The organism is Streptomyces sp. NBC_01171, from assembly GCF_045039805.1.
GTDB lineage: Bacteria > Actinomycetota > Actinomycetes > Streptomycetales > Streptomycetaceae > Streptomyces.
Genome location: NZ_CP108609.1, coordinates 4,936,746 through 4,954,086 on the forward strand (window position 1 = coordinate 4,936,746; position 17,341 = coordinate 4,954,086).

Below are 17,341 nucleotides of genomic sequence, written 5' to 3' on the forward strand. Positions count from 1 at the left end.
ACGGTGTGGGCATGCCGGACAAGGAGCGGGACCTCCCGATCACGGACGTGGGCACGCTGAAGGCGCTGGCCCACCCGCTGCGGATGAAGCTGTACCGTGCGCTGTGCGTCGCCGACCGGGCGACCGCCTCCCAGCTCACCGAGCAGGTCGACGAAGCGGTCTCGCTCGTCAGCTACCACCTGCGCAAGCTCGCCGAACACGGGCTCATCGAGGAATCGGCGGCACAGGGCGCCGACGGCCGCGAGCGCTGGTGGCAACCCGCCTCGGCGGGGATCAGCGTCCGCGACCGGGACTTCCGGGACGCGCCCGAGAAGGCCGCCGCCCACCTGGCGGCCACCCGGCTCTTCCATGAGCAGCGCGCCGAGATGTACCGCCGCTACCTGGACGAACGGGCCACCTGGAGCGCCGAGTGGAACGCGGCCGCCCCCGACAGCGAGTCCCTGCTGCGGCTGACCGCCGGGGAACTGGACGCCCTCCGCGGGGAGCTGACCGCGCTGGCCAGGAAGTACGAAGAGAAGGGACGGGCCGCTGTGGCCGCCGGAGACACCGAGGGACGCGAACACGTCGCCCTTCACATGTACGGATTCCCCTTCCGTGGCTGAGGAGGCCGGGCCGGTGGCCGACACCACCGTCATACCGCCGGCCGTCACCGACGCCGTCCGGGCGGCCCACCGTGACCCCAACGTGCTGCGCTGGCTGGGCGCGTACACCGCGTCCATGCTGGGCGACAACGTCTACTACATCGCCCTGTCCTGGGCCGCCGTGCGGGCCGGGAGCCCCTCGGAGGCCGGACTCGTGATGGCGGCCGGCGCGGTGCCCAGAGCCTTGCTGCTGCTGGGTGGCGGCGTGCTCGCGGACCGGTTCGGGCCGCGCCGGGTGGTCGTCGGCAGCGACGCCGTGCGGTGCGCGGCCGTGCTCGCCGTGGCCGCGCTGCTGTCCGTCACGACGCCGGGACTGTGGCCGCTCGCCGCGCTGGCGCTCGTCTTCGGCACCGTCGACGCCGTCTTCATGCCGGCCGTCGGCGCGCTCCCCGCCCGGATCACCGCACCCGGCCAGCTCGCCCGCGTGCAGGGCCTGCGCGGGCTCGCCATCCGGATCGCCGGTGTCGTCGGCGCCCCGCTCGGCGGGCTCGGCGTGGCCACGGGCGGGGCGGCCACCGCCTTCGGGCTGGCCGGAGCGCTCATCGCGCTCTCGCTGCCCCTGCTGATCACCGTCCGGATCAGGCCGCTCCCCGCCGAGGAGACCGCCCGCGAGGCGGGCACCGCCTGGGCCGGCCTGGTGGACGGCCTGCGCTATGTCCGCCGTCACCGCGTCCTCGGCCCGCTGATGCTGGCCATCGCGCTCGGCGACTTCGGCTTCGTCGGCCCGCTCAACGTCGGCCTCACCCTGCTCGCCGACCGGCGCGGCTGGGGCGCGGCCGGCATGGGCTGGGTGCTCGCCGGGTTCGGGGCCGGCGCGGGCGCCGTCTCGCTGCTGCTCGCGGTACGCGGCCGGGTTCCGCGCGCCGGGCTGACCGCGGCCTGCTCGATCCTCGCCGGGTCCGTCGCCATCGGCGCCCTCGCCTACGTGCCCCAGCTCGCCGGAGCCGTCGGCGTGGCTCTGCTGGTCGGGCTGCTCGCCGGGCTCAGCGGCGCGATGTGCGGGGCGCTGCTCCAGACCCAGGCCGACCCCGCCTACCTGGGCCGGATCACCGCCGTCGCCAGCCTGGTCAGCCTGGGCCTCGCCCCGCTGAGCATGCCGTTCGCGGCCACCGCGATCGGCGTCTGGGGGCTCGGGCCGGTGTTCGTGGCCAGCGCCGCGGTGTGCGGACTCGGCGGGGTCGTCGTGCTGTGCTTCCCGCACCTCAGGCGGGCCGAACTGCCCGCCTGAGCGGTCAGTGCAGGCGCTGGGTGAGCTGCACCAGATTGCCGACCGTGTCGTCGAACACGGCCGCCAGCACCGGCCCCTGCGCCTGCGGGGGATGGGTGAACCGGACACCGGCGGCGCGCAGCCGCTCGTACTCCACCCGCATGTCGTCCACCTCGAACACGATGGTCGGCAGGCCCGCCTCGTACAGCGCGGTGCGGTAGGGCTCGGCGATGGGGCCCCCGCCGGGCTCGAGCAGCAACTGGAGGTCCGGCTGGGCACCCTGCGGCGCGCCCACCGTCACGAACAGCACGCCGTCGCCGAGGTCCATGTGGTGCCGGGTCTCGAAGCCCAGCACCTCCGTGTAGAAGGCGTGCGCCCGCGCCACGTCGTCCACGTACACCCCGGTCATGGCGACCTTGATCATGGCGGTGTCCCGCTCTCGTCAGAGGCCGAGCTGACGACTGTCGTGCAGGGAGGTGATCGCGTCCGCGTCGCCTTCCAGCGCCACCTTGGCCGCGTCCTGCCGTCCGTAGGCGAACATCAGCAGCTCCGCGGGCTCACCGGTCGCCGTGACCACCGGGGTGCCCCGGTGCGCCACCACCGTGCGGCCGTCCGGGCGGCGCAGCACCAGGCCGGTCGGCGCGTGCCGCCCGGTCATCCGGGCCGTGCGCTCCAGCCGGGACCAGAGCACGTCCTGGAACACCGGGTCCAGCTCGCGCGGGCTCCAGTCCGGCTGGGCGCGGCGCACGTCCTCGGCGTGGATGTAGAACTCGACGGTGTTGGCCGCCTCGTCCACCTGCTTCAGCCGGAACGGGGAGAACTTCGGGGGGCCGGTGCGGATCAGCCGGATCAGTTCGTCGTAGGGCCTGCCCACGTACTCGTCCATCACCCGGTCCAGCCGGGAGGCCAGTGGCTTGGCGAGCATCCCGGCGGCCGCGTCGGGGCGCCGTTCGCGCACCACCACGTGTGCGGCCAGATCACGGGCCGTCCAGCCCTCGCACAGGGTCGGTGCGTCCGGGCCGGCGGTTTCCAAGAGGTCTGCGAGCAGGAGCCGTTCACGCTTGGCGAAGGTCGACATGACTTCAGCGTACGGCCACCCCCGAGGACCACGCAGCGGACACGGAACGTCACCCCGGGCACCGCACGGCACAATGGCACCCATGACCCGTACGACCGGCAGCCCCCGTCCCAGCGGCCTCGACCCCGAGATCGCCGCCCGCCTCAAGCGCGACCCGGACGGCCTCGTCCCCGCCGTGGCCCAGCAGTACGACACCGGCGAGGTGCTGATGCTCGGCTGGATGGACGACGAGGCGCTGCACCGCACGCTGACCACCGGCCGCTGCACGTACTGGTCCCGCAGCCGCCAGGAGTACTGGGTCAAGGGCGACACCTCCGGCCACGTCCAGCTCGTGAAGTCGGTCGCGCTGGACTGCGACGCCGACACCGTGCTGGTGAAGGTCGACCAGACCGGCGCCGCCTGCCACACCGGCGACCGGACCTGCTTCGACGCCGACGTGCTGCTCAAGGGTGAGGACCGGTGAGCGCCATGGACCTCGACACCTTCCGCAAGCTCGCCGCCGACCGGCGTGTCATCCCGGTCACCCGCAAGCTCCTCGCCGACGGCGACACCCCCGTCGCCCTGTACCGCAAGCTCGCCGCCGAACGCCCCGGCACCTTCCTGCTGGAGTCCGCCGAGAACGGCCGCTCATGGTCGCGCTACTCCTTCGTCGGCGTCCGCTCGGCCGGCACCCTGACCACGCGCGACGGCCAGGCCCACTGGCTCGGCACCCCGCCGGTCGGCGTCCCCACCGACGGCGACCCGCTCGTCGCCCTGCGCGCCACCCTCCAGGCCCTGCACACCCCGCACCAGGAGGGCCTGCCGCCCTTCACCGGCGGCATGGTCGGCTACCTCGGCTACGACATCGTCCGCCGCCTGGAGAAGATCGGCCCCGGCGAGCGCGACGACCTGAACCTGCCCGAGCTGACCATGCTCCTCACCAGCGACCTCGCGGTGATGGACCACTGGGAGGGCTCGGTCCTGCTGATCGCCAACGCGATCAACCACAACGACCTCGACACCGGCGTGGACGAGGCGTACGCCGACGCGGTCGCCCGGCTCGACGCCATGGAGGCCGACCTGGCCCGCCCGGTCGCCCAGCCCCCGGCCGTGCTGCCGCCCTCCGAGCTGCCCGAGTACACCGCGCTGTGGGGCGGCCCCGACTTCCAGGAGGCCGTGGAGGACGTCAAGGAGCGCATCCGCGCGGGCGAGGCGTTCCAGGTGGTCCCCTCCCAGCGCTTCGAGACGCCGTGCACCGCCAGCGCCCTCGACGTGTACCGGGTGCTGCGGGCCACCAACCCGTCCCCGTACATGTACCTGTTCCGGTTCGACGGGTTCGACGTGGTCGGCTCCTCGCCCGAGGCGCTGGTCAAGGTCGAGGACGGCCGCGCCATGGTGCACCCCATCGCGGGCACCCGGCACCGGGGTGCCACCCCGCAGGAGGACCAGGCGCTCGCCGACGAGCTGATGGCCGACCCCAAGGAGCGCGCCGAGCACCTGATGCTGGTCGACCTCGGCCGCAACGACCTCGGCCGGGTCTGCGAGCCCGGCTCGGTGGAGGTCGTCGACTTCATGTCGATCGAGCGCTACTCGCACGTGATGCACATCGTGTCCACCGTCACCGGCGAGGTCGCCGGCGGCCGGACCGCCTTCGACGTGCTCACCGCCTGCTTCCCGGCGGGGACGCTCTCCGGCGCCCCCAAGCCCCGCGCGATGCAGATCATCGACGAACTCGAGCCCTCCCGGCGCGGTCTGTACGGCGGCTGCGTCGGCTACCTCGACTTCGCGGGCGACTCCGACACCGCCATCGCCATCCGCACCGCCCTGCTGCGCGACGGTACGGCATACGTGCAGGCCGGAGCCGGGATCGTCGCGGACTCCGACCCGGTCGCGGAGGACCAGGAGTGCCGCAACAAGGCGGCGGCCGTGCTGCGCGCCGTGCACACCGCCAACCGGCTGGGCACGGTGTGACCCTTTCGTGGGAACCCCGGATGACGCTTCGTCCGGGGTTCAGGCGATAGTGGAGTACGTGACTGCCGTACCTCACCCCCGTTCCGAAGCCGCCGCGCCCGCCCGCTCCGGCCGGCGCAGCCTCGCCGCGGCCCTGCTGTTCGGCGCCCTCGGCGCGGCCGTGGCGCTGCTGGCGACCCGGCAGCGCTGGGCAGAGGGGACCGCGACGGTCGCCGGCGGCGACTTCCCGCTGACCGCCACGGGCAGCGACGTCACCGGCGTCCCGGCCGCCCTCGCCGTCGTGGGCCTCGCCGCGCTGGTCGCCGTGTTCGCGGTGCGCCGGGCGGGCCGGTTCGCCGTCGCCGCGCTGCTCACGCTCTCCGGCGCGGGCATCGTCGCCGCCGCGCTCACCGGGGTCGCCGACGGCTCCGCGCTGGACGAGAAGGCGGCCGCCACCACCGGCGACACCTCGGCCACCGTCCAGGCCCTCAGCCACACCGCCTGGCCCTACGCGGCCGCCGCCGGAGGCGTGCTGATCCTGCTCGCCGGACTCCTCGCGCTGCGCTACGGTGCCCGCTGGCCCGCCATGTCCGGCCGCTACGAGCGCGGCACGGACCGTCCCCGGCGCAGCCCCCGCCCGGTCGACCCGGAGCGTCCCGAGGAGATCTGGAAGGCCCTGGACCGGGGCGAGGACCCCACGGGCGCCTGAACCGCCGCCCGAGTGTGGGCAACCAGACTCCCACCCCCGCGTCGATCGGGCGGGGGCGTACGGGACAATGGACCACGAGCGACCCGGCTCGGACAGTGACGGGCGGGCTCGGACCGTACGACGCGTACGGCATGTACTCGACAGCAACGAGGAGCAAGTCATGGCGGGCAGCAGCCACGGTCACACCCCGGCCGCCTGGACCGGTGTCATCATCGCCTTCATCGGTTTCTGCGTCTCGGGCGCCTTCATCGTGATGGCCCAGCCCGTCGGCTTCTGGGCCGGAATGGTCGTCGTGGCCCTCGGTGGCGTCGTGGGCTGGATCATGCGCTCCATGGGCCTCGGTATGCCGAAGGCGAGCGCCGCCCCGGCCCGCCCTACCGCCGCGGCCACCCGTGAGCCGGTCGCCGCGGAGAGCTGAGCGAAGCACCCGCGAGGGGCGCCCCCGAGCCGTCCGTACGGCTCCGGGGCGCCCCTCGCGCGTCCGCACGGGGGCCACGGCAGAATGTCAGGGTGAATGCCGACAGCGGTGCCCCGCCCTTCGTTCCGCCCGAGGAAGCCCCCCTGTGGCGGCGCCTGGCCACCCCGGCCGGGGTCCTCGCGGCGGTGGCCGGAGCCTTCGCCTACGTCGGCGCCGTCGACCCCAACCAGCCCGGCCACTACCCGGTCTGCCCGCTCTACGCACTGACCGGGCTGTACTGCCCCGGCTGCGGCGGACTGCGCAGCGCGCACGCCTTCGTGCACGGCGACCTCCTGGGTGCCCTGCACGACAACGCGGCCGGAGTCGCCGCCTACCTCGCCTTCGCCGTGCTGTGGACCCTCTGGGCGGTCCGCGCCGCGCGGGGCCTGCCGATGCGCCTGGTCCTCGGCCGCACCCCGCTGTGGGTCGTCGGCTCCGCGCTGCTGCTCTTCACCGTCGTCCGGAACCTGCCCGTCGGTGGCTGGATCCGTCCTTGATCAACAAGGAATGTCCAGGTAATGGGACCGCCACCCGCCGGATGCGAGCCATGGCAGTTCCTCCGGATACCATCGCAGTGACCATGGGTTTTCGAACCCGCCCCAGACCAACCGCTGAAAGGGGGCCGCTCGCGTGAGCGTGCTCGACGAGATCATCGACGGAGTCCGGGCCGACCTCGCGGAGCGGCAGGCCCGCGTCAGCCTCGACGAGCTCAAGGAGCGCGCGGCGCAGGCCCCGGCCGCCAAGGACGGTGTGGCCGCCCTCAAGGGCGACGGCGTCAAGGTCATCTGCGAGGTCAAGCGCTCCAGCCCCTCCAAGGGCGCGCTGGCCGCCATCGCCGACCCGGCCGCCCTGGCCGCCGACTACGAGGCGGGCGGCGCCGCCGTCATCTCCGTCCTCACCGAGCAGCGCCGCTTCGGCGGCTCGCTGGCCGACCTGGAGGCCGTCCGCGCCCGCGTCGACATCCCGGTGCTGCGCAAGGACTTCATCGTCACCTCGTACCAGCTCTGGGAGGCCCGCGCGTACGGTGCCGACCTGGTGCTGCTCATCGTGGCCGCGCTGGAGCAGCCCGCGCTGGAGTCGCTGATCGAGCGGGCCGTCTCCATCGGACTGACCCCGCTGGTCGAGGTGCACGACGAGGACGAGATCGAGCGTGCCGTGGACGCGGGCGCCAGGATCATCGGTGTGAACGCCCGAAACCTGAAGACCCTGGAGGTCGACCGGGGCACCTTCGAGCGGATCGCCCCGGAGATCCCCGACGAGCTGGTCAAGATCGCGGAGTCCGGCGTACGCGGCCCGCACGACCTGATCGCCTACGCCAACGCGGGCGCCGACGCCGTCCTGGTCGGCGAGTCCCTGGTCACCGGCCGCGACCCCAAGACGGCGGTGGCCGACCTGGTGGCCGCGGGCGAGCACCCCGCGCTGCGGCACGGCCGCGGCTGATCCCCCGGTAGGCTTGACCCCGATGACCCTCACCCTGCCCACCACCGTGGACCGCCACGCCCGCCTCGCGCGCGGCTGCCGTCCCCGTGGCTGCCGCGCCCCGGCCCGCCGGGTCCACGGCCGCAGGGTCAGGTACCACATCGGGGCCGAGCCCGGGCAGGTGAACGGCATGCGATGGCGACAGCCGACCCGCAGGGGCGCGGGGAGCGGCGCGACCGGCCACGAACGGCCCGCGGTCAAGTAACCATCCCCGCCCCCACGGCGAATAGTGTCGATTTCACACGCACTCACCGTGAGGTACTGGCATGCCCAGCAGCAACTACTTCTTCCCTGACCCGGAGGGCCAAGTCCCGACCGTCCAGGGCTATTTCGGCGCGTTCGGCGGCAAGTTCATCCCGGAGGCCCTGGTCGCCGCCGTGGACGAGGTCGCCGTCGAGTACGACAAGGCCAAGGCGGACCCGGAGTTCGCCCGCGAGCTGAACGATCTGCTCGTCAACTACACGGGCCGGCCGAGTTCGCTCACCGAAGTCCCCCGTTTCGCCGCGGAGGCGGGCGGCGCCCGTGTGTTCCTCAAGCGCGAGGACCTGAACCACACCGGCTCGCACAAGATCAACAACGTGCTCGGCCAGGCGCTCCTCACCAAGCGCATGGGCAAGACCCGCGTCATCGCGGAGACCGGCGCCGGCCAGCACGGCGTCGCCACCGCCACCGCCTGCGCCCTGTTCGGCCTCGACTGCACCATCTACATGGGCGAGATCGACACCGAGCGCCAGGCCCTCAACGTGGCCCGGATGCGCATGCTCGGCGCCGAGGTCGTGGCCGTGAAGTCCGGCAGCCGCACCCTGAAGGACGCCATCAACGAGGCGTTCCGCGACTGGGTCGCCAACGTCGACCACACCCACTACCTCTTCGGCACCGTCGCCGGCCCCCACCCCTTCCCGGCGATGGTCCGCGACTTCCACCGCGTCATCGGCGTGGAGGCCCGCCGCCAGATCCTCGAGCGCGCCGGGCGCCTGCCGGACGCCGCCATCGCCTGCGTCGGCGGCGGCTCCAACGCCATCGGCCTCTTCCACGCCTTCATCCCCGACGAAGGCGTCCGCCTGATCGGCTGCGAGCCCGCCGGGCACGGCATCGAGACCGGCGAGCACGCGGCCACCCTGACCGCGGGCGAGCCCGGCATCCTGCACGGCTCCCGCTCCTACGTCCTCCAGGACGACGAGGGCCAGATCACCGAGCCCTACTCGATCTCGGCCGGCCTGGACTACCCCGGCATCGGCCCCGAGCACTCCTACCTCAAGGACTCCGGCCGGGGCGAGTACCGCGCGGTCACCGACGACGCCGCCATGCAGGCGCTCCGCCTGCTGTCGCGCACCGAGGGCATCATCCCGGCCATCGAGAGCGCCCACGCGCTGGCCGGCGCCCTGGAGGTCGGCAGGGAGCTGGGCCCGGACGGGCTGATCGTCGTCAACCTCTCCGGACGCGGCGACAAGGACATGGACACCGCCGCCCGGTACTTCGGGCTCTACGACACCGACGCCGAGGTCGCGGCCGACGAGGCCCACACCGCCGAGATCGAGGGGGACGCCAAGTGAGCGGCAACATCAACCTGCTGTCGGACACCCTCGCCGCCGCGAAGGCCGAGGACCGTGCCGCGCTGATCGCCTACCTCCCGGCCGGGTTCCCCACCGTGGACGGCGGCATCGAGGCGATCAAGGCCGCCTTCGACGGCGGCGCCGACGTCGTCGAGGTCGGCCTGCCGCACAGCGACCCGGTGCTCGACGGCCCGGTCATCCAGACCGCCGACGACATCGCCCTGCGCGGCGGGGTGCGGATCGCGGACGTCATGCGCACGGTCAAGGAGGCCCACGCGGCCACCGGCAAGCCGGTGCTCGTGATGACCTACTGGAACCCCATCGACCGCTACGGCGTCGAGCGGTTCACCGCCGAGCTGGCCGAGGCGGGCGGCGCGGGCTGCATCCTGCCCGACCTGCCCGTGCAGGAGGCCGCGCTGTGGCGCGAGCACGCCGAGAAGCACGGTCTCGCCACCGTCTTCGTCGTCGCCCCCAGCAGCCGGGACGCCCGGCTCGCCGAGATCACCGCCGCGGGCAGCGGCTTCGTCTACGCGGCCTCGCTGATGGGCGTCACCGGCACCCGTGAGTCCGTGGGCGCGCAGGCCGAGGATCTGGTGACGCGCACCCGCGCCACCCGCTCGGACCTGCCCGTCTGTGTCGGCCTCGGCGTCTCCGACGCGGCCCAGGCCGCCGAGGTGGCCGCCTTCGCCGACGGCGTCATCGTCGGCTCGGCCTTCGTCAAGCGCATGCTGGACGCCCCCGACGACGCCTCCGGAGTCGACGCGGTCCGTGCGCTCGCCGCCGACCTGGCGAAGGGTGTCCGCCGGGCCGCCTGACCTCGGTCGCTCCACGTCACTCGAACGGGTGGACCTCCGGCCGGGGAGGCGCATTGCGCCTCCCCGGTTCGTTCAGGGGGTGTGAGCGAGAACAACCGTGACGGAAACAACGCCCGCCGGCGCCTGGCCGCCGAGCGCGAGAAGCAGAAGTCCGCGGAGAAGCGCCGGCGCGCGCTGATCGTCGGCGTCAGTGTCGTCGGTGTGCTGGGCCTCGCCGCGGTGATCGGGGTCATCGCGGCCAACGCGGGCAAGGACAAGGGCAGCAAGAACGCGGGCCCGGTCGTGGCCCCCTCCGGCGCCCAGGGCAAGGACAGCCTGGCGATCCCGGTCGGCAAGGAGGGCGCCAAGTCCACGCTCACCGTCTGGGAGGACTTCCGCTGCCCCGCCTGCCAGTCCTTCGAGACGCGGTACCGCTCCACGCTGCACGAGCTGACCGACGCGGGCAAGCTCCAGGTCGAGTACCACCTGGTCCGGCTGATCGACGGCAACATGGGCGGCACCGGCTCGCTGCACTCGGCCAACGCGGCGGCCTGCGCCCAGGACGCCGGGAAGTTCCGCGACTTCCACGACGTGCTGTACGAGAACCAGCCTCCGGAGACCGACGACGCCTTCGCGGACAACGGCAAGCTGATCGACCTCGCGGGCAAGGTCAAGGGCCTCGACACGCCCACGTTCCGCAAGTGTGTGAACGACGGCACCCACAACAGTTGGGTGGACCGCTCCCAGCAGGCGTTCGCCTCCGGCGGCTTCGGCGGCACGCCGACCGTCCTGTTCGGCGGCAAGAACATCTACCAGGACCAGTCCATGACCCCCGAGAAGCTCAAGGAGATGGTGGAGAGCGCCGACCGCGGGTGAGGGGGTTTTCTCACCTCCCCGTTATGGACCCGTAGCCCGGCCGCACGGCGACCGCGTGGCCCGGCACGGTAGCGTCGGTCCTGCCATGGAACTTGCCTACATTCCCAGTCCGTCGCGCGGGGTGCTGTACCTCGGCCCCATCCCGCTGCGCGGTTACGCCTTCTGCATCATCATCGGTGTCTTCGTCGCCGTCTGGCTCGGCAACAAGCGCTGGATCGCGCGGGGCGGCCGTCCCGGCACGGTCGCCGACATCGCGGTGTGGGCCGTGCCCTTCGGCCTCGTCGGCGGCCGGCTCTACCACGTGATCACGGACTACGAGCTGTACTTCAGTCCGGGCCGCGACTGGGTGGACGCCTTCAAGGTGTGGGAGGGCGGCCTGGGCATCTGGGGCGCCATCGCGCTCGGCGCGCTCGGTGCCTGGATCGGCGCCCGCCGCCGGGGCGTGGCCATGCCCGCCTACGCCGACGCCGTCGCTCCCGGCATCGCCTTCGCGCAGGCCATCGGCCGCTGGGGCAACTGGTTCAACCAGGAGCTGTACGGCCACGAGACCCACCTGCCCTGGGCCCTGCACATCACCTCCTCCGAGGGTGGCCGGGTACCGGGCTACTACCACCCGACCTTCCTCTACGAGTCGCTGTGGTGCGTGGGCGTCGGGTTCCTGGTCATCTGGGCCGACCGCCGCTTCAAGCTGGGCCACGGCCGCGCCTTCGCGCTGTACGTCGCCGCGTACTGCACGGGCCGCGCGTGGATCGAGTACATGCGGGTGGACGACGCCCACCACATCCTGGGTGTCCGGCTGAACGTCTGGACCGCCGTCGTGGTGTTCCTGCTCGCCGTGACCTACCTGGTGCTCTCCGCCCGGCGCCGGCCGGGCCGGGAGACGGTGGTCGAGCCGGGTGCCTCCGACGATCCGGGCGACGGCGAGGTTGAGGCGGACGCCGGTGACGGGGAGGCCGGGGCCGAGACCAAGCCCGTAAGCAAGGACGAGGCGAAGGTCGATGTGACCAAGCCCGAGAAGGCCGAGAAGGCCGAGAAGGCTGAACCCGCGACCGCGGCCGAGCCCGACGCCGAGGCCGGGATCAAGGACACCGCAGACTCCGGCAAGAAGGGCTGATCTCAGCCCCGCACGCACGCCGAAGGGCGCCCGGAACCCCACCGGGCGCCCTTCGGCGTGTTCATGAGCCGCCGGCCATCGACAGGATGCGCTGGGCCTGCGCCACCGCCGCCGCGTCGATGAAGCGGCCGTCCGGGAGGGCGAGGGCGCCCTGCTCGGCGGCCGCCGCCTTCAGTACCGTCTCCGCCTCCGCGACCTCCTCCGGAGTGGGAAGGTAGGCCCGCGCGATCACCGGGAGCTGGCGGGGATGGATCGCCGCGCGGCCCATGAAGCCGAGGGCGCGGCCGTGGGCGCAGGACGCGGCGAGCCCGTCCAGGTCCCGTACGTCGGGATGCACCGACTGGGGCGGCGGGGCCAGGCCGGCCGCGCGGGCGGCCACCACCACCCGTGAGCGGCACCAGTCCAGCCCCGCGTCGGCGCGTACCCCGAGGTCGGAGCGGAGGTCGGCCTCGCCGAGGGAGAGGCCGCGCAGGGAGGGATGAGCGGTGGCGATGGCGTAGGCGTGCTCGATGCCGAGGGCGGACTCCAGCAGCGCGTACAGCGGGAGCGCGGTCGCCCCGGCGGTACGGCGGATCTGCTCGGGCACGGCCACCTTGGGCAGCCGCAGCCCGGAGGCGCCCGGCAGGTCGGCCAGGGCGGCGAGGTCGGCCGCCGCCCAGGGGCCTTCGGGGCCGTTGAGGCGGACGTGGACCGGGACCGGCTGGGGGTCGGCGAGCCGCTCGGCGGTGGCCGCGCGGGCGTACTCCTTGCGGTCCGGGGCGACCGCGTCCTCCAGGTCGATCACCACCACGTCGGCGCCCGCAGCCAGCGCCTTGTCGACCACGTGCGGCCGGTCGCCGGGGACGTACAGCCAGGTCAGCGGGGTCACAGCGCCCCCTCCTCGCGCAGCGCGCCGATCTCGGCCGGGCCGAGGCCCAGCTCGGTGAGGACCGCGTCGGTGTCGGCGCCGTGTCCGCGCCCGGCCCAGCGGATCGCGCCGGGGGTCGCGGAGAGCCGGAAGAGCACGTTCTGCATGCGCAGCGGGCCGAGGTCCGGGTCGGCCACGGTGGTGACGGTGTCCAGCGCCAGGTACTGCGGGTCCTCGAACACGTCCCGTACGTCCTGCACCGGGGCGATGGCCGCCTCCGCCTTCTCGAAGGCGGCCAGCACCTCGTCGCGAGGGCGGGCGGCGATCCAGTTCCCGACCGCCTCGTCCAGTTCGTCGGCGTGCGCGGCCCGCTGCACCCCGGTGGCGAACCAGGGCTCGTCGGTCAGCTCCGGGCGGCCCACCAGGCGCATCACCCGTTCCGCCACCGACTGCGCGGAGGTGGAGACCGCGACCCAGGAGCCGTCCAGGGTGCGGTAGGTGTTGCGCGGGGCGTTGTTCGCGGACCGGTTGCCGGTGCGCTCCTGGACGTAGCCGAGCTGGTCGTACCAGGTCGGCTGGGGGCCAAGCATGGCGAGCATCGGCTCGATGATCGCCATGTCCACCACCTGCCCGGCGCCGGTGCGCTGCCGGGCGGCCAGCGCGGTGAGCACGGCGTACGCGGTGGCCAGAGCGGCGACGGAGTCCGCGAGCCCGAAGGGCGGCAGGGTCGGGGGCGCCTCCGGCTCGCCGGTGAGGGCCGCGAAGCCGCTCATCGCCTCGGCCAGCGTGCCGAAGCCGGGCCGGTGCGCGTACGGGCCGAACTGCCCGAAGGCGGTGACTCGCGCGAGGACCAGCCGGGGGTTGGCCGCCGACAGCTCCGGCCAGCCCAGGTCCCACTTCTCCAGGGTGCCGGGGCGGAAGTTCTCGATCACCACGTCGGCGGTGGCGGCGAGCCTCAGCAGGGTGTCCCGGCCGCCGGGGCGGGACAGGTCCAGGGTGATGGTCCGCTTGTTGCGGCCGAGCATCTTCCACCACAGGCCGATGCCGTCCTTGGCCGGGCCGTGCCCGCGGGACGGGTCGGGCCGCAGCGGATGCTCGACCTTGATCACCTCGGCGCCGAAGTCACCGAGCATGGTGGCGGCCAGCGGACCGGCGAACAGGGTGGCCAGGTCCAGCACCCGCAGGCCGTCCAGCGGCGGGCGGGTGGCGTCGTCGGGGCGGTCGGCGCTCATGCGGTGTACTGCGCCTCGATCTCGGGGCGGTACGGCATCGAGGCCGACGCGCCTTCCCGCTGCACCGACAGCGCGGCCGCGGCCGCCGCCCAGGACAGCGCCTCCCGCAGCGGCTTCTCCTCGGCGACGGCGACCGCGTACGCCCCGGCGAAGGTGTCGCCCGCGCCGGTGGAGTCCACCGCGGCGACCTGGTGCGCCGGCACCGCGAGCGGCTCGGTGTCGCGCGACACGTACAGCACGCCCGCCTCGCCCAGGGTGAGCACCACCTCCGGCACCAGGTCGAGCAGGCCGACGGCCGCGTCGAGGGGGTCGGTGCGGCCGGTCAGGGTGACGGCCTCGTACTCGTTGGGGATCAGCACGTCGGTCACGCTCAGCAGCTCCTCGGGCAGCGGCTGGGCGGGGGAGGGGGTGAGCACCGTACGCACCCCGTGCCGCCGCGCCGCCTCCGCGCCCGCGATCACCGCCGGGAGCGGTACTTCGAGCTGGAGCAGCAGGGCGTCGGCGGAGGCGATCAGGCCCTCGTCGCCGGGGGAGAGGTGGTCGACGGTGCCGTTGGCGCCGGGGACGACGACGATGGCGTTGTTGCCCTCGTCGTCCACCACGATGTGCGCGGTGCCGGACGCGCCCTCGACCGTGCGCAGGAAGTCGGTGTCCACGCCGGAGTGTTCGAGGTTGTCGCGGAGCCGGACGCCGTACGCGTCGTTGCCGACCGCGCCGATCAGCGACACCGTGGCGCCCGCGCGGGCGGCGGCCATCGCCTGGTTGGCACCCTTGCCGCCGGGGATGGTGCGGAACTCCCGCCCGGTGACGGTCTCACCGCGCTGGGGAGCCCGGGCGACATAGGTGACGAGGTCCATGTTCGTGCTGCCGAGCACGACGATGTGGGTCATGGGCGGGTCGCCTCCAGGTGGGTGAGTCGGGCGAGGGTGTCGAAGCCGGTGCCGTCGAAGTCGGCGACCGTGGTGGCGAGCCGGTTCTTCAGCGGGGCCCGCCAGCGCTCGGGCAGCGCGTCGGGGGCGCCCGCGAGGAGGCCCGCGACGCAGCCGGCCGTGGCGCCGTTGGAGTCGGTGTCCCAGCCGCCCGACACCGCCCGGCAGACCGAGCCGGTGAAGTCGCCGTCGGCGTGGGTGAGCGCGGCGGCGATCAGGGCGGTGTTGGGCAGGGCGTGCACCCAGTGATGGGTGGAGCTGTACAGGGCGTGCAGTTCGTCCACCACGTGGTCGAAGTCGGCTTCCTCCTGCGCCAGTTGGACGGCGTGGGTCACGGCGCGGGCCAGCCGGGAGGCGGGCGGGACGACCGTGAGGCCGGTGCGCAGGCAGGCGTGCACGTCCTGGGTGCCGCTGGAGGCGGCGGCGATGACGGCGGCCGCGAACATCGCCGCGTGCACGCCGGTCGCCGTGTGGGTGAGGACCGCGTCCCGGTGTGCCTGAGCCGCGGCCGCCCCCGGATCGCCCGCGTTGGTCCAGCCGTGCACGTCGGCCCGGATCAGGGCGCCGATCCACTCCCGGAACGGATTGCGGAACCGGGCCGTGTGCGGGGGCTCGACCCCGGCGAGGAGATTACGCAGGGCGACGCGTTCGGAGGTGAAGGCGCGGCCGGGCGGGAGTTCGTCCAGCCAGAGCCGGGCCACGTCGTCGGTGGTGAAGGCGCGGCCGTGGCGACGCAGGAGGAGCAGGCCCAGCAGGGGGTAGTTGAGGTCGTCGTCCTCCGGCATGCCGTCGATGTTCTCGGCCAGCGAGGTGGGGGCGGAGCGGCGGTTCCAGGGGTGCCGGGCGAGCAGGTCCCCGGGCACACCCTTGGCGGTGAACCACGTGGTCAGCGGCCAGTTGCCGGCGGCGCGGGCCAGCTCACGGATGCCGTTCAGCGGGAGCTTCTCCACCGGCTTGCCGAGCAGGCAGCCGATGGCGCGGCCCAGCCAGGCGGCCTCCAGGGCGTCCGGAGCGGGGGCTGTACGCGCGACGGGGGAGGCGGGCCAGCCGGGGCACAGGGCCGTGATCCGGTCCAGCGCGGTCGGCTCCAGCTCCGCCGACTCGCTGGGCAGCTCGGCCAGTTCGTCCAGCAGGTCCTCGGCCAGCAGTCGCAGGTAGCGGGAGGCGGGCTCCGGCGAGGCTCCGGCGCGCTCGGGGGCGTCCGGGCCGCCCGCCGCACGCCAGCGCGCCTCGATGCGGGTGGCGTTGCGGCCGTCCAGGCGGGCCTGGCGCAGCTCGTGGCCGACCAGGTCCTCGGGCTGCACCCAGGTCAGTCGCAGCATGCCGGGCCTCCCAGTGCGGCGAACGCCCGCTCGTGCGCCCGGCGTCGCCCGGTGTCCCGTACGAAGACCTCGCGGGCGACCTCGGTCAGCTCGCGGGCCGGGGCCCACAGGTCCAGGCGGCTCGCCTCGGCGACCGTCTTCGCCCAGTCCTCGGGCACCGGCGAGCCGAGCGCGCCCGCGAGAGCGCCGGCCATGGTGGCGATCGAGTCGCAGTCCCGGCCGTAGTTGACCGCACCGAGTACCGCGTGCCGGAGGTCGCCGCCCGCGACCACCAACATGCCGAGTGCGACGGGGAGTTCCTCGATCGAGTGCAGCCGGGAGGGGCGGCGGGCGCCGAGCGAGGGGGCGCGGTAGTCGGGGCCGACCGTGTCGTACGGGGCGACCGCCTGGCGCAGCGGGAGCAGCGCCGATTCGAAGTCGCCGTGTGAGGCGGCCACTTCGCAGACCTTCTCGATGGCCTCGCGGGTGCCGTCCTTGGCCAGCTCCAGGCAGGCGGCCACCACCGAGTCAGGGGTGGCGCCCGGCGCGCAGGCGGCGGCCACGGCGGCCGCGAACACCCCGGCCGCCTCACGTCCGTACGACGACTGGTGGGCGCCGGCCACGTCCAGCGCCTCGGCGTACGCGCCCGCCGGGTTGGCCGCGTTGACCAGGCCGACCGGCGCCATGTACATCGCCGCCCCGCAGTTGACGATGTTGCCGGTGCCCGCCTCGCGCGGGTCCACGTGCCCGTACGCGATCCGGGCCACCAGCCACTTCTCCGCGAGGAAGATTCGCTGCAGCGGCAGCGCCTCCGCCTCCAGCTCGGGAATCCAGCGCGGCTCGGTCATCAGGTCCGGCACCAGGTGCTCCGCGACGGCGTACGCGTCGAGGTGGTCCCGGACGCGGGCGTAGACCCGGATCAGTGCGTGCGTCATCAGGGTGTCGTCGGTGACGTGCCCGTCGCCCTTGTGGTACGGCGCGATCGGGCGCGCGGTGCGCCAGTCGTCGCCGTTCCAGGGACCGACGATCCCGTGCACCCGGCCGCCGTGGCGCTCGACGATCTGGTCGGGGCTGTAGCCCTCGACCGGGCCGCCGAGGGCGTCCCCCACGGCGGCCCCGAGCAGGGCGCCGGTGATCCGCTCGTCCAGACCGATCGCACCGGAATTTGAGATTTCATCACTTTTCGGCGTCATGC

Annotated in this window: 20 protein-coding genes; 13 read left to right on the forward strand and 7 right to left on the reverse strand. The window is 73.7% G+C overall.

What is annotated here, in order from left to right; all coding sequences use genetic code 11:
• Positions 1 to 11: 11 nt before the first annotated feature.
• A complete protein-coding gene (locus OG448_RS22740) occupies positions 12 to 602 on the forward strand; it encodes an ArsR/SmtB family transcription factor (RefSeq protein ID WP_405556416.1) in 591 nt (196 codons plus the stop codon).
• A gap of 13 nt (positions 603 to 615) precedes the next feature.
• On the forward strand, positions 616 to 1,869 hold the full coding sequence (locus OG448_RS22745) for an MFS transporter (RefSeq protein ID WP_405556418.1): 1,254 nt from the start codon (positions 616 to 618) through the stop codon (positions 1,867 to 1,869).
• A gap of 4 nt (positions 1,870 to 1,873) precedes the next feature.
• Here the strand turns inward: OG448_RS22745 and OG448_RS22750 are convergent, their stop codons facing one another.
• Positions 1,874 to 2,272, reverse strand: coding sequence for a VOC family protein (locus OG448_RS22750; protein ID WP_405556419.1), 399 nt, complete (start codon positions 2,270 to 2,272; stop codon positions 1,874 to 1,876).
• Positions 2,273 to 2,290: 18 nt separating this feature from the next.
• Positions 2,291 to 2,926 (reverse strand): TIGR03085 family metal-binding protein, encoded by a 636-nt coding sequence (locus OG448_RS22755; RefSeq protein ID WP_405556421.1) that lies wholly within the window; start codon positions 2,924 to 2,926, stop codon positions 2,291 to 2,293.
• Positions 2,927 to 3,008: 82 nt separating this feature from the next.
• Between OG448_RS22755 and hisI the strand changes: the two genes are divergently transcribed.
• From hisI to lgt, 11 genes are all read left to right on the forward strand, one after another.
• The gene (gene hisI / locus OG448_RS22760; protein ID WP_391291385.1) at positions 3,009 to 3,389 is read left to right on the forward strand and encodes a phosphoribosyl-AMP cyclohydrolase; all 381 of its coding nucleotides are present in this window, start codon (positions 3,009 to 3,011) and stop codon (positions 3,387 to 3,389) included.
• Positions 3,390 to 3,394: 5 nt separating this feature from the next.
• The gene (locus tag OG448_RS22765) at positions 3,395 to 4,876 is read left to right on the forward strand and encodes an anthranilate synthase component I (RefSeq protein WP_405558898.1); all 1,482 of its coding nucleotides are present in this window, start codon (positions 3,395 to 3,397) and stop codon (positions 4,874 to 4,876) included.
• A gap of 49 nt (positions 4,877 to 4,925) precedes the next feature.
• Positions 4,926 to 5,564, forward strand: coding sequence for a TIGR02234 family membrane protein (locus tag OG448_RS22770; protein ID WP_405556423.1), 639 nt, complete (start codon positions 4,926 to 4,928; stop codon positions 5,562 to 5,564).
• 160 nt (positions 5,565 to 5,724) lie between these two features.
• Positions 5,725 to 5,982 carry an HGxxPAAW family protein gene (locus tag OG448_RS22775; protein ID WP_030810012.1) on the forward strand — a complete coding sequence of 86 codons (258 nt, stop codon included), beginning with the start codon at positions 5,725 to 5,727 and terminating at the stop codon, positions 5,980 to 5,982.
• Positions 5,983 to 6,074: 92 nt separating this feature from the next.
• Positions 6,075 to 6,518 carry a DUF2752 domain-containing protein gene (locus tag OG448_RS22780; RefSeq protein ID WP_405556425.1) on the forward strand — a complete coding sequence of 148 codons (444 nt, stop codon included), beginning with the start codon at positions 6,075 to 6,077 and terminating at the stop codon, positions 6,516 to 6,518.
• A gap of 133 nt (positions 6,519 to 6,651) precedes the next feature.
• Positions 6,652 to 7,461, forward strand: a complete 810-nt coding sequence (trpC, locus tag OG448_RS22785; RefSeq protein ID WP_030810008.1) for an indole-3-glycerol phosphate synthase TrpC — start codon at positions 6,652 to 6,654, stop codon at positions 7,459 to 7,461.
• A gap of 22 nt (positions 7,462 to 7,483) precedes the next feature.
• Positions 7,484 to 7,705, forward strand: a complete 222-nt coding sequence (gene trpM, locus OG448_RS22790) for a tryptophan biosynthesis modulator TrpM (protein WP_405556428.1) — start codon at positions 7,484 to 7,486, stop codon at positions 7,703 to 7,705.
• A gap of 61 nt (positions 7,706 to 7,766) precedes the next feature.
• On the forward strand, positions 7,767 to 9,053 hold the full coding sequence (trpB, locus tag OG448_RS22795; RefSeq protein WP_405556430.1) for a tryptophan synthase subunit beta: 1,287 nt from the start codon (positions 7,767 to 7,769) through the stop codon (positions 9,051 to 9,053).
• On the forward strand, positions 9,050 to 9,868 hold the full coding sequence (gene trpA / locus OG448_RS22800) for a tryptophan synthase subunit alpha (protein ID WP_405556432.1): 819 nt from the start codon (positions 9,050 to 9,052) through the stop codon (positions 9,866 to 9,868). The genes trpB and trpA overlap by 4 nt, the downstream gene beginning before the upstream one ends.
• Positions 9,869 to 9,949: 81 nt before the next feature.
• Complete coding sequence (locus tag OG448_RS22805) at positions 9,950 to 10,723, forward strand: DsbA family protein (protein ID WP_405556434.1); 774 nt, start codon at positions 9,950 to 9,952, stop codon at positions 10,721 to 10,723.
• 85 nt (positions 10,724 to 10,808) lie between these two features.
• On the forward strand, positions 10,809 to 11,837 hold the full coding sequence (gene lgt, locus OG448_RS22810; RefSeq protein ID WP_405556435.1) for a prolipoprotein diacylglyceryl transferase: 1,029 nt from the start codon (positions 10,809 to 10,811) through the stop codon (positions 11,835 to 11,837).
• A 61-nt stretch (positions 11,838 to 11,898) separates the two neighbouring features.
• Here the strand turns inward: lgt and OG448_RS22815 are convergent, their stop codons facing one another.
• Genes OG448_RS22815 through OG448_RS22835 form a run of 5 tightly spaced genes read right to left on the reverse strand, consistent with a single transcriptional unit; the run spans position 11,899 to position 17,339 of the window.
• The gene (locus tag OG448_RS22815) at positions 11,899 to 12,705 is read right to left on the reverse strand and encodes an HpcH/HpaI aldolase/citrate lyase family protein (protein WP_405556437.1); all 807 of its coding nucleotides are present in this window, start codon (positions 12,703 to 12,705) and stop codon (positions 11,899 to 11,901) included.
• A complete protein-coding gene (locus tag OG448_RS22820; RefSeq protein ID WP_051720414.1) occupies positions 12,702 to 13,916 on the reverse strand; it encodes a CaiB/BaiF CoA-transferase family protein in 1,215 nt (404 codons plus the stop codon). The genes OG448_RS22815 and OG448_RS22820 overlap by 4 nt, the downstream gene beginning before the upstream one ends.
• On the reverse strand, positions 13,913 to 14,806 hold the full coding sequence (rbsK, locus tag OG448_RS22825) for a ribokinase (RefSeq protein ID WP_405556439.1): 894 nt from the start codon (positions 14,804 to 14,806) through the stop codon (positions 13,913 to 13,915). Before rbsK ends, OG448_RS22820 begins: the two co-directional genes overlap by 4 nt.
• Positions 14,803 to 16,167, reverse strand: coding sequence for an ADP-ribosylglycohydrolase family protein (locus tag OG448_RS22830; protein WP_405556441.1), 1,365 nt, complete (start codon positions 16,165 to 16,167; stop codon positions 14,803 to 14,805). The genes rbsK and OG448_RS22830 overlap by 4 nt, the downstream gene beginning before the upstream one ends.
• Positions 16,155 to 17,339, reverse strand: coding sequence for an ADP-ribosylglycohydrolase family protein (locus OG448_RS22835; RefSeq protein ID WP_405556443.1), 1,185 nt, complete (start codon positions 17,337 to 17,339; stop codon positions 16,155 to 16,157). Before OG448_RS22835 ends, OG448_RS22830 begins: the two co-directional genes overlap by 13 nt.
• Positions 17,340 to 17,341: the final 2 nt, after the last annotated feature.